Origin of the sequence: Flavobacterium sp. ALD4 (genome assembly GCF_002836475.1) — a bacterium.
GTDB lineage: Bacteria > Bacteroidota > Bacteroidia > Flavobacteriales > Flavobacteriaceae > Flavobacterium.
Genome location: NZ_PJBJ01000029.1, coordinates 161,814 through 173,539 on the forward strand (window position 1 = coordinate 161,814; position 11,726 = coordinate 173,539).

Consider the following 11,726-nt stretch of genomic DNA (forward strand, 5'->3'; position numbering starts at 1 on the left):
ATGAAAAACATAAAACATATTGTGACTTTTCTTTTTATAGCGCTTGTTTTTAGTAGCTGTACAGAAGAGAACTATGAATTTGGAGACATCGTTACCCCAACTGGTTTGACTATTACTCCTGAAATTGTTGGAGCAAATGCGGATAATCCCTACGGAGACGGAAGTGGGGTAGTGAACATTAATGCTACTGCAAATAATGCCATTAGCTATAAATTTATTTATAACGGTCAAGAAACAGTGGCGCCTTCTGGAAAGCTAACGTATAACTTTGGAAACACAGGTGTTCGTAAATATACTATAACTGTAGTAGCCAACGGAACTGCAGGGGTAAGTACCAGTACTACTATAGAATTGGAGGTTTCGGTAGTGTATTTACCACCAGCGGAATTAGTAACTACATTGACATCTAATAGTTCTAGAAGGTGGAGAATAAAAGCAGAGGCGAAGCCCCATTTTGGATTAGGCCCTTTGGGTGGTACTGAAATTGCTGATTTATATTTTAGTGCCGAGCCCAATGATAAAGCTGATTCAGGTATGTACGATGACCGTTTTACCTTTAATGTTGATGGTACTTTTTTGCACGATACAGGAATTGATGGATTTGTTTTTGGACGTGAAGTATTAATCGAAGAGTTAAATGGACCAGGTGGAATTAAAGTTGGACAGGACTTTATTCAATATCCTTATCCTGATCAAGCTGGGCAATATATATTATCAGCTCCTAATAATGTTGAAACTATAAGTCTGTCTGGACTCGGTTTTATTGGGTATTATGTTGGAGGTAATCATCAATACAGAATACTTAGCCGTTCAGCTAACGAATTAATTTTAACTACTGGTGATGGTAATGGTGAACTTGAATGGTGGTTTGTTCTAGTTCCTGAATAAAATCGATACTGTAAAGATAAAGGAGCTAAACAATTTAGCTCCTTTTTTTATTGTAAAACACAATGTTTAATAATTTTAAAAACAAACATAATTGATGTTTCTTTCTTTCTTTTTACATAAAAAAAATATTGTTGGTCTACTGTCTGTTATGCTACTGTTTTCCTGTAGTTCGGATAGTGGCAGTGATATAGTAACAACTAATACAATACCTTCTAATCTTGTAGTTTCTGCTGTTGTTGTTGGTGCAAGTACCCAAAATCCAAATGGTGATGGTAGCGGAGTGGTAAATTTTAATATCAGTGCAGTAAATGCGACTTCTTATAAAATAAGGTTAGGTGACGGTAATACAAAAGACGCAACAAATGGGTCTAACACTTATACTTATACAGCATTGGGAAAATACACTTATGTTGTTTATGTATCTGCATATAATGGATCCAATTTAGTTAGTACTTCTTTTAGTGTAACTGTAAATGTTTCTCCTGCTTCTATTTGGTCAGATGAGTTTAACACTGATGGAGCTCCAAATAGTTCAAAATGGGGGTATGATTTAGGAGCCGGTGGTTGGGGAAATAATGAATCTCAATATTATACCAACAGGGCGGATAATGTTATCGTTTCAAATGGCTCATTAAAAATCATCGCAAAAAAAGAAAATTATCAGGGCAGTTCCTATACCTCGGCAAGACTTCTTACTAAGGGCAAGTTTTCGTTCAAATATGGGAGAGTGGAAATCAGAGCAAAACTGCCGTCAGGAGGCGGAACCTGGCCAGCACTATGGATGCTCGGAGATAATATTTCTAGTGTTGGTTGGCCCTTCTGTGGGGAGATTGATATTATGGAATATGCAGGAAATCGAGTTAATAAAATTACTGCGGCATTACATTACCCCGGGCGTTCTGGAGGAAATCCTGTAGTCGGGAGTACCACAATTACAAACGCTGAAACAGAGTTTCATGTCTATTCAGTAGATTGGAGAGAGGGGCAGATAAAAATGTATGTTGATGGTGACTTGATGTTATCATTTAATAATAGCAGTAATGTACCTTTTAATCATAATTTCTTTTTGATTTTTAACTGTGCAATGGGAGGAAGTTATGGAGGAGCAATCGATCCAAATTTCATTTCTTCCACTTTTGAAATTGATTATGTGAGGGTTTATAAATAATAACGTTCGAAAATTTAAGATATAGAAGGGGGGTATTTTTTTATCGGCCTCAAATTTAATAATAAAAGAAACAAATGAAGAATTTATTTTTACTTGCATCATCCGTTCTAGCGCTTGTTGCACTTGCAGCTTGCAGTAGCAAAATGACTAATACATCTGTCGCGTATTCTAAAATAAATCCTATAGATGCCAGAGTCGATTCGATTTTGAATCTAATGACATTAGAGGAAAAAGTGGGGCAGCTCAATCAATATAATGGGTTTTGGGAAATAACCGGACCTTCTCCTAAAGAGGGACAGGCTGCAAAAAAGTATGACGATTTAAAAAAGGGTTTAGTAGGTTCTATGCTTAACGTAAAAGGAGTTAAAGATGTACGGGCATTACAAAAAATTGCAGTTGAAGAAACAAGATTAGGTATTCCTTTGATTTTTGGGTTTGACGTAATTCATGGTTATAAAACTATAAGTCCTATACCATTGGCTGAGTCCGCAAGCTGGGATATGGAAGCAATCAAAAGATCAGCAGCGATGGCTGCAGAGGAAGCTTCTGCTGTTGGACTAAACTGGACTTTTGCACCTATGGTTGATGTTGCTCGTGATGCGAGATGGGGTAGAGTTATGGAAGGTGCAGGTGAGGATGCTTTTTTAGGGAGTAAAATTGCGGTTGCAAGAGTTCAAGGTTTTCAGGGAACAGATTTAGCTGCCACAAATACTATTTTGGCTTGTGCTAAACATTTTGCAGGGTATGGCTTTGCAGAATCGGGAAGGGATTACAACACAGTTGATGTAAGTGAAACTACTTTACAGAATACTATATTTCCTCCTTTTAAAGCAGCTGTTGATGCCGGAGTGCGAACTTTTATGAATTCCTTCAACGAATTGAACGGAATTCCTGCAACAGGAAATAGATACTTACAACGACAAATATTAAAGGGGGATTGGAATTTTGATGGTTTTGTTGTGTCAGACTGGGGTTCTATCAACGAGATGGTTGCTCACGGTTATGCAAAAGATAGTAAACACGCTGCGGAAATTGCAATTAAGGCCGGTTCTGATATGGATATGGAGTCTAATGCTTACGTAGGACATTTGGTTGAATTAGTACAGGAAGGGAAAGTAAGCGAAAATCTAATTGATGATGCTGCTAGAAGAATCCTTAAAGTGAAATTTGAATTGGGGTTGTTCGATAACCCATACAAATATTGTGACGAAACTCGCGAAAAAGCAACGGTAGGAAGTGCTAAGTTCCAAGAAGAAGTTTTGGATATGGCAAAAAAGTCGATTGTCTTATTAAAAAATGAAAAGGAACTGTTGCCTCTTAAAAAATCAGGGTTGAAAATTGCGCTTATAGGGGCATTGGCAAATGATAAAACGAGCCCATTGGGTAGTTGGAGAATCGCTGCTGATGACGAAAGTGCTGTTTCAGTATTGGAAGGACTTCAAAAGTATGAAGGAAATAAACTTAACTATGTCAAAGGAGCTGATGTAAGTGTTGGAAGAACTCAGTTCGTATGGGAGACTAATATTAATATGACAGACAAAAGTGGTTTTCCGGAAGCAATTGATGCTGCAAAGCAGGCTGATGTTGTGATAATGGTATTAGGAGAGCACGGCTTGCAATCTGGAGAAGGAAGAAGTAGATCAGATTTAGGATTGCCTGGAGTACAACAGGAATTGTTGGAAACAATTTTCAAAGCCAACCCTAATGTTGTTTTAGTTTTAAATAATGGACGTCCACTTGCCATTCCATGGGCTGATGAAAATATTCCGGCAATTGTAGAAGGGTGGCATTTAGGTACTCAAAGTGGTAATGCTATTGCTCAAGTATTGTATGGTGACTATAATCCTAGTGGAAAATTACCAATGACATTTCCAAGGAATGTGGGTCAAGTACCTATTTATTACAATTATAAAAATACAGGAAGGCCGATTATGAATGAGCCGGAAAGTGTTTTTTGGTCACATTACATTGATGTAGAAAATACTCCGTTGTATCCATTTGGTTACGGTTTGAGTTATTCTAAATTTGAATATTCTGATTTAAAATTAAGTGATGCTTCTTTTTCTAAAAACGGAAAAATAGTTGTTTCAGTTAAAGTTAAGAACACTGGAAAAGTTACTGGGAAAGAAGTAGTTCAGTTGTATATAAGAGATTTGATTGGTAGTGTAACAAGACCGGTTAAAGAATTAAAAGGATTCGAAATGATAGAATTGAAAGCAAACGAAACAAAGGAAATCACTTTTAGTATTGATAATAAAACAATTGAATTTTATACTGCTAATAATAGGTGGGAAGCGGAACCAGGAGATTTTAATGTTTTTGTCGGCGGTAGTTCAGCAAAAACTTTACAGATGGATTTTCAATATTCTAACTAGATAAAAATGAAAAAATTTATAATACTATTACTTATCGGAAGTTCTTGTTTTGGACAAGCGACTAAAAAAAAACTAGTTTGGGAAGAAAACTTTAATGGAAAATACCTAAACGAAGAAGTGTGGAATATTGAATTAGGAGATGGTTGCCCTAATTGTGGTTGGGGTAATAATGAGAGGCAACTTTACACTGATGAAAATCATAAAATTGTGAATGGAAACCTAGTAATTACAGCAAAAAAAGAAGTAGAGAAATACACTTCAACACGGATCACGACTAAAGCTAAAAAAGAATTTCAATATGGTTATTTTGAAGCTAGAGCAAAATTGCCTCTTGGGCATGGCATCTGGCCCGCTTTTTGGATGTTGGGGTCTAATATTGATAAAGTAGGTTGGCCACAATGTGGGGAGATTGATATCCTTGAATACGTAGGAAGAGAACCGGATATTATTTTTACTTCTTTACACACACAGGACAGTCATGGAAATACGATTAACACAAAAAAAACAAGGCTTGAAGATATTGAAGAAGGATATCATATTTATGCTATGGATTGGTCTAAAGATAAAATAGATTTTTTTGTTGATAATAATTTAGTGTATACTTTTAATCCAGAGAATAAAACGGAAGCTATTTGGCCTTATAATCAGCCCTTTTATTTTATTGTTAATCTAGCAATTGGGGGAAGTTTTGGAGGCCCAGATGTTGATGATTCGATTTTTCCGCAAGATTTTTCTGTAGATTACATCAGAGTATACCAATAAATAGAGGTCTATATGGTAAGAAAAGTAGCAAGTTAAATTTAACTTGCTACTTTTTTATTTTCAGACAAGTACTTAATTTTGATGTTTTTTTTATATTTATCCGCTACTCTTTCCTGCGTTAGAATTACATGGGTCAATGTTCTTAAAGTATTTTGCTGTTTAACAAAAAAAATTAAATGGAAAGTTTAAGGCCTTGTTTTTAACACTTTAAAGTTTAGGATGTTAATTTTTCTTAATTTTATTTGTTTGTTAGCGTAAATATTTGTTAAATTTGAGTAACAAATTAATATTAAACAACAATTAGCCTATACCACAAAACTACTTTTAGGAAAAATTACTACAAATTTTAAACAAGAACTAAAAGGTATAACTATGGCTAATATACAATCTCCAGACGCGTTATTGGTTCAGGATTATGTAGCAGGGAATGAAGAAGCCCTTTCAACATTAATCAAAAGACATGAATCAAGAATTTACGGCTTTATCTATTCTAAAATTTCAGATAAAGACATTTCAAATGATATCTTTCAAGACACTTTTATTAAAGTAATCAAAACGTTAAAGTCTAATTCATACAACGAGGAGGGGAAATTTTTACCTTGGGTTATGCGAATTTCCCATAACCTTATTATTGACCATTTTAGAAGAAACAAGAAAATGCCTCTATTTAGAGAAACAGAAGAGTTTTCAATTTTCTCGATAATGTCAGATGATTCCCCTACAATAGAAAATAAAATTATTGCTGATCAAGTAGAAATGGATATAAAGAAGTTAATCGAAGAGCTTCCTGCTGATCAAAAGGAAGTTTTGGTGATGCGAATGTACCAAGATATGAGTTTTAAAGAGATCTCGGAAATTACAGGAGTAAGTATTAATACTTCTTTGGGCAGAATGCGTTATGCTTTAATGAACTTGAGAAAAGTTATTGACAAACATCAAATTGTTTTAACGAATTAACAATATATAGAAATATGCTGCGTTATTAATAAAAAGAAATTAATCACAGCATGGCAAAAATTTACTCTAAAAAATCATTAGTCTCGAAGACAATGAAACCAAGAAAAGAAGTCGTTTCTTTTTTATTAAATTATTCAAAGGCGCTAAGCATGATAGAAATTGACGATTATAGTTTCGAAATTATTTCTAATTAGTACTATTGTTAGTTCAAATGCTTAAAGGTCAAGTTCTATTATGGAACTTGAATTGATAAATTTCACTATTTTGTATATCAAAATAGTGAAATTTATTTTTTATAGTACGTATTTAAAACCGTTTTTCTCCCTATGGTTTTAGTGATAATGTCTTTCTCTAAATCCCAGCCTCGAGCGGGGGAATATTCTCTTCCATACCAGATAATTTGCAAGTGCAGATCGTTCCATATTTCTTCTGGAAAAACACGTTTGGCATCTTTCTCTGTTTGGACCACATTTTTACCATTGGTCAAATTCCAGCGGTACATTAAGCGGTGAATATGGGTGTCTACTGGGAAAGCGGCAACTCCAAAGGCCTGAGACATTACGACACTGGCTGTTTTATGTCCTACGGCAGGTAATTCTTCCAGAAACTCAAAGCTCTGCGGAACCTTTCCGCCGTGCTTGTCAATTAAAATATGCGATAATCCATGTATCCCCTTGGATTTCATTGGAGATAAACCACAGGGACGTATAATCTCTTTAATCTCCTCCACTGACATTTTTATCATGTCGTAGGGATTATCCGCTTTAGCAAAAAGCAATGGCGTAATTTTGTTTACACGCACATCAGTGCATTGTGCGGAGAGCAGCACTGCAATTAATAAGGTATACGGATCTGTATGATCTAAAGGAATGGGAATTGTCGGGTATAATTCTTTTAACGTATTTATAACAAAGCTTACCCGTTCTTGTTTAGTCATTTTTGTATTTTTATATGATGTAAAAATAATATAAATTTTAGGATGTGCCTAATCCAGCTGTTTATTACAAGTCCTCCTTCAAAAAACCTTTTTTCTAAGTTTATAAAGGAGCTTCCTGCCGGTCGCTCTTTATAATCAAGGACAAATAGTTTTTTCAGTCTGGACTTTCCACTACCATCTGGGGCATTTCATAGATTATAAACAAAAAAATATGACAACATTAAAAAAAGGGGATAAAGCACCTGATTTTTCAGGACTAGATCAAGACGGTAATGCTCACAAATTAGCTGATTACAAGGGGAAAAAATTAGTTGTTTTCTTTTATCCAAAAGCAAGTACACCAGGTTGCACGGCCGAAGCCTGTGATCTTAGAGATAATTTTGAACGCTTTAAAGCCAATAACTATGAACTACTGGGAGTAAGCGCCGATGCACAAGCAAAACAAGCTAAATTCAAAGAAAAATTTGATTTCCCGTTTCCGTTATTGGCAGATGAGGACAAATCAGTAATTGAAGCTTTTGGTGTTTGGGGACCTAAAAAATTTATGGGAAAAGAGTACGACGGAATTCACAGAACTACTTTTGTCATCGATGAAAATGGAATTGTCGATGAAGTAATCGACAAGGTCAAAACTAAAGCCCATGCAGACCAGATTTTAAAAGAGATGTAGTGGCCATATGAGCTGTTTTTATTATAAAAAAAAAGCTACGGAAAGTGAAATTTCACTTTCCGTAGCTTTTTAATTTTCAGAACCGAAGTGCTTCTATTAACAATCGGGGTTCAAATTATTTTCTTTCAAAACTTTAGTGGGATTGTACCCAAAAAGGCTATGCTCTTTGATTATTTCAGCAATACCGGGAGGAAGCATTGGTTCCCAGCCTGGTTTTCCGTCGCTAATCTTTTTTAATACCTCTCGTGAGAATACTTCTAAAATTTCAGGATCATAATCATCGATATCCACCACTTTTCCATTGAATTTGAAGAATTTGTACAATTCCTTCATTCTAGGATGTACTTTTAGATTCTCTGAGGTAGTAATATCCCCATTCTCATCAAGCATTGGATATAAAAACACCTTCATATCGCGAAAGAATAATTTCCCGAAAGCCTCCAATATTCCACCACTTAAATGGCGGTAGTACTTTTCGTCAAAAATATCAACCAGGTTATTTACTCCCATGGCCAATCCCATTCTTGCTTTGGTATAATTGGCAAAATACTCAACCACCTTATAATATTCCTGGAAGTTTGAAATCATTACCGTTTGACCCAGTGAGCAAAGCAATTCGGCTCTGTCCATAAAATCACGTTCGTCAATTTCACCATCGGAACGTAAGTTTGATAGGGTAATTTCAAAAACAACCAGTGTGTTTTCTTTCTCCACTTTATTTTCCTCAAGAAACATCTTTAATGATTTCTCATACATATCCATGTTTACTTTCGTAACAGGACGGAAGCTGCCTCTTAGAGCAAGGATATTCTTTTTATATAATATTGCTGCTGGAAGTATGTTTCGGCCTTGAGGATCGAACATAACAGCATCAGTCATGCCGTTTTTTACTAATTGCAAACTCATCAAACGATTGTCTACATCTGCAAAACGAGGGCCTGAAAAATTTATAGTATCTATTTCCAGTTGGTCTTTGTCTAAATGATCGTATAAGTAACGCAATAATCTTTTGGGATCATTGTATTTATAGTAAGCACCATAAATTAAATTTACCCCTAAGATACCAAGAGTTTCCTGTTGCAATCGAGCATCAGTTTCTTTAAAACGGATATGAAGTATAATTTCATTATAATCTTCATCTGGCTCAATTTGATAACGAATACCGACCCATCCGTGGCCTTTAAATTGTTTTGCAAAATCAATGGTAGCTACAGTATTAGCATAGCTAAAAAACATCTTATGCGGATGTTTTTCTCTGCTCAAACGCTCTTCAATTAGCTGGCCTTCCATGGTAATCATTCTTTTGAGCCTGCTTTCCGTCACATAACGTCCGTCCTGCTCTATACCATATATAGCATCACTAAAATCTTTATCATAGGCAGACATCGCTTTCGCTATAGTTCCAGATGAACCACCAGATCTAAAAAAATGTCTTACAGTTTCTTGTCCAGCACCAATTTCAGCAAAGGTCCCATATATATTTTCGTTTAAATTTATACGAAGGGCTTTGTCTTTTATTGATGGTATTTGAGCGATGACTTTGTCACCTTTTAATTTTATTTCTGTATCCATTATATTTTAAATATGGCTAATATGATACAAAGTTAGTTAAATAGGTTTCTTATGAAAGATAATTAATCCTATTTTTGTAAAAAAATAAAAGAGAAATTGAAGGTATATTTTTTAGGCACTGGAACATCGCAAGGGATTCCCGTTATTGGAAGTAATCATCCCGTATGCAAAAGCACTGATTTCAAAGACAAAAGGCTCCGTGTTTCTGTCTGGGTTACTTGGGACGATCATTCTTATGTAATTGATTGCGGTCCTGATTTTAGGCAGCAAATGCTTGCGTCTAATTGTGAGAAAGTAGATGGGATTCTTTTTACTCATGAACATGCGGATCATACTTCGGGTATAGATGACATACGTCCGTTTAATTTTAAACAAGGAGAGATTCCCATTTATGCGCATGATCGTGTGATTAATAATCTTAAGGAACGCTTTAACTACATTTTTACAACTGTAAATCGTTATCCTGGTGCACCGTCCGTAAAAACTATTCCTGTTGTTAATAATGAACCGTTTCAAATAGGAAATAAAGTTGCGATTCCAGTAAATGTAATGCACGGTAACCTGCAGGTATTCGGATATAGAATTGACGACTTTGCCTATCTTACTGATGTCAAAACAATCGATGAAAGTGAAATCCCAAAACTAAAAAATTTAAAAGTATTAGTGATAAATACATTAAGGGAAGAGCCTCATTTCTCGCATTTAAATCTGGAAGAAGCCTTGGATTTAATTGCGCTACTAAAACCTGAAAAAACATATTTAACTCATGTAAGTCATCTTTTCGGCTTTCATGAAGAAGTGCAAAAGAAATTGCCTGAAAATGTTTACCTTGCTTATGATAATTTAGAAATTACACTATAATAAAAAAATTAAAATGAAAAGATCTTTTATGCTATATGCAGTTATATTACTGGTTCTCATGAATGTTTTTACCTACAGCTTTTATAGTAAAGAGGTTGAATATGAGCAAAATAGGTATGAAAAAACAACTAAAAAATTAAGAGAAAGTTTGAATTCAGCTACGGTTAAATTGAATGACGCTAATTATTTTTCTTTGGAAAAAAATGAAAATGCCCAAAACTATTTTGACTCCGGGGATTCAGAAAAAATGATTAAGTATGAAGAATTAATTCCTCATGTAACGGAGAAATTGTTAGATTTCAATTCAAATCCAAAAGGAAATCCTTATGTAGGTCAAGATCAAATTGGGATCAATAAATTCATTATCAACAAAGTAAAAATTCTAAATCACCGATGGATTATCGCTGACTATAGCGATGGTGAAATATGGGGCGAAGTATTGCTCAAGTATTTCGTTAATAGTGATCAAAGCATTTCTTTTGAAGTAAATCAAAGTTTATTATATCAGAAATAAAAAAAAGGGTTCCAAATTTTGGAACCCTTTTTTGATTTGTTTTAGAGCCAATTTTGGAAATCGGTAAAAATTTGTGGTGATATTCCATGACCAATAGGGTATTCTTTATAGATAGATTCTATCCCTAATGTATCTAAAAATGGCGTTGTTTTTCTGGCCCAAGTTACTGGAATTACTTGGTCAACGACCCCATGAGAAGCAAATATACTTAGTTTTGAGAAATCGTTATTTCGGTAATTTTCTTCTAGAATTTCTTCATTTATATAGCCACTCAAAGCAATCACTTTGTTAATTTTTTCAGGATGTGACAAAGCAATGGCATAACTCAATATGGCACCTTGGCTGAAGCCAAGTAAAGAAACCGCTTTTGCGTCAATAAAATAATTAAGGATTAATTCATCGATGAAACCAGCAATTAAATCTCTCGAAGATTTTGCCTGTTCATTATCGGAAAATTTATTTTGATCTGCATCAAAATTGATGGCATACCAGGCATAGCTACCGTACTGTATGTCATAAGGTGCTTTCGCGGATATAACGTAATAGGTATCGGGAAGTTCATTTGCAAAGGAAAACAAATCTTCCGCATTGCTGCCGTATCCGTGTAGTAAAAGTAAGAGGGGGTTTTTGTCTAATTTTATTTTGGGCTCTCTAATGAGATAGTCAAGTGATAATTTATTCATTTTTTTAAGATATGTTTACTAACCATTTTTGGAAGAGGTTGCCTAATAGCGGCATTGGTTTTGTTTCCCCTTTTATTGCGCTGAACATGCCGTAAGACCATAGTACAGAGACGAAAACCCACATTGGAACCGAAATCAGCAGGCTATCAAAATTACTGATAATTAAGCCTAACGATATAAAGGTAAGGGTTATTCCCAGTCCTTGTCGGATGTGAAACGATGCAAATGTATTCTTATCTTCGGAGTTCATGGACATGGCGATAAAAACTCCTATACCTAAAATATAACTGGTGATCGCTGCCGTTTTTCCTTTTTCAATAGTATTATTCATGTTGTATT

13 protein-coding genes are annotated in these 11,726 nt (G+C 34.9%); 9 read left to right on the top strand and 4 right to left on the bottom strand.

Annotated elements, in window-relative coordinates; genetic code table 11:
* The 6 genes from CXF59_RS08385 to CXF59_RS15100 all read left to right on the top strand — a co-directional run bounded on the left by CXF59_RS08385 (position 1) and on the right by CXF59_RS15100 (position 6,344).
* Positions 1-888 carry a glucan endo-1,3-beta-D-glucosidase gene (locus CXF59_RS08385; protein WP_101137365.1) on the top strand — a complete coding sequence of 296 codons (888 nt, stop codon included), beginning with the start codon at positions 1-3 and terminating at the stop codon, positions 886-888.
* Positions 889-982: 94 nt separating this feature from the next.
* Positions 983-2,056 carry a glycoside hydrolase family 16 protein gene (locus CXF59_RS08390; protein WP_101137366.1) on the top strand — a complete coding sequence of 358 codons (1,074 nt, stop codon included), beginning with the start codon at positions 983-985 and terminating at the stop codon, positions 2,054-2,056.
* Positions 2,057-2,130: 74 nt separating this feature from the next.
* Complete coding sequence (gene bglX / locus CXF59_RS08395) at positions 2,131-4,431, top strand: beta-glucosidase BglX (protein WP_101137367.1); 2,301 nt, start codon at positions 2,131-2,133, stop codon at positions 4,429-4,431.
* 6 nt (positions 4,432-4,437) lie between these two features.
* A complete protein-coding gene (locus tag CXF59_RS08400) occupies positions 4,438-5,193 on the top strand; it encodes a family 16 glycosylhydrolase (RefSeq protein ID WP_101137368.1) in 756 nt (251 codons plus the stop codon).
* A gap of 372 nt (positions 5,194-5,565) precedes the next feature.
* A complete protein-coding gene (locus CXF59_RS08405; RefSeq protein ID WP_101137369.1) occupies positions 5,566-6,150 on the top strand; it encodes an RNA polymerase sigma factor in 585 nt (194 codons plus the stop codon).
* A 50-nt stretch (positions 6,151-6,200) separates the two neighbouring features.
* A complete protein-coding gene (locus CXF59_RS15100; RefSeq protein ID WP_198554657.1) occupies positions 6,201-6,344 on the top strand; it encodes a hypothetical protein in 144 nt (47 codons plus the stop codon).
* A 92-nt stretch (positions 6,345-6,436) separates the two neighbouring features.
* Here CXF59_RS15100 and nth read toward each other — a convergent pair whose 3' ends face one another.
* Positions 6,437-7,087 carry an endonuclease III gene (nth, locus tag CXF59_RS08410; RefSeq protein ID WP_101137370.1) on the bottom strand — a complete coding sequence of 217 codons (651 nt, stop codon included), beginning with the start codon at positions 7,085-7,087 and terminating at the stop codon, positions 6,437-6,439.
* Positions 7,088-7,298: 211 nt separating this feature from the next.
* On the opposite strand from nth, the gene bcp reads away from it, so the two are divergent.
* Positions 7,299-7,757, top strand: coding sequence for a thioredoxin-dependent thiol peroxidase (gene bcp / locus CXF59_RS08415; RefSeq protein WP_101137371.1), 459 nt, complete (start codon positions 7,299-7,301; stop codon positions 7,755-7,757).
* Positions 7,758-7,853: 96 nt separating this feature from the next.
* Here bcp and CXF59_RS08420 read toward each other — a convergent pair whose 3' ends face one another.
* Positions 7,854-9,329 (bottom strand): TonB-dependent receptor, encoded by a 1,476-nt coding sequence (locus CXF59_RS08420; RefSeq protein WP_101137372.1) that lies wholly within the window; start codon positions 9,327-9,329, stop codon positions 7,854-7,856.
* A gap of 96 nt (positions 9,330-9,425) precedes the next feature.
* On the opposite strand from CXF59_RS08420, the gene CXF59_RS08425 reads away from it, so the two are divergent.
* Positions 9,426-10,190 carry an MBL fold metallo-hydrolase gene (locus CXF59_RS08425; protein ID WP_101137373.1) on the top strand — a complete coding sequence of 255 codons (765 nt, stop codon included), beginning with the start codon at positions 9,426-9,428 and terminating at the stop codon, positions 10,188-10,190.
* Between the two features lie 13 nt (positions 10,191-10,203).
* On the top strand, positions 10,204-10,704 hold the full coding sequence (locus CXF59_RS08430; protein WP_101137374.1) for a hypothetical protein: 501 nt from the start codon (positions 10,204-10,206) through the stop codon (positions 10,702-10,704).
* Positions 10,705-10,745: 41 nt separating this feature from the next.
* Here the strand turns inward: CXF59_RS08430 and CXF59_RS08435 are convergent, their stop codons facing one another.
* Together CXF59_RS08435 and CXF59_RS08440 are read right to left on the bottom strand one after the other, a co-directional pair.
* Entirely contained in the window at positions 10,746-11,387 is a 642-nt protein-coding gene (locus CXF59_RS08435) for an alpha/beta hydrolase (RefSeq protein ID WP_101137375.1), read from the bottom strand.
* A 4-nt stretch (positions 11,388-11,391) separates the two neighbouring features.
* Entirely contained in the window at positions 11,392-11,718 is a 327-nt protein-coding gene (locus tag CXF59_RS08440; RefSeq protein WP_101137376.1) for a hypothetical protein, read from the bottom strand.
* Positions 11,719-11,726 lie beyond the last annotated feature (8 nt).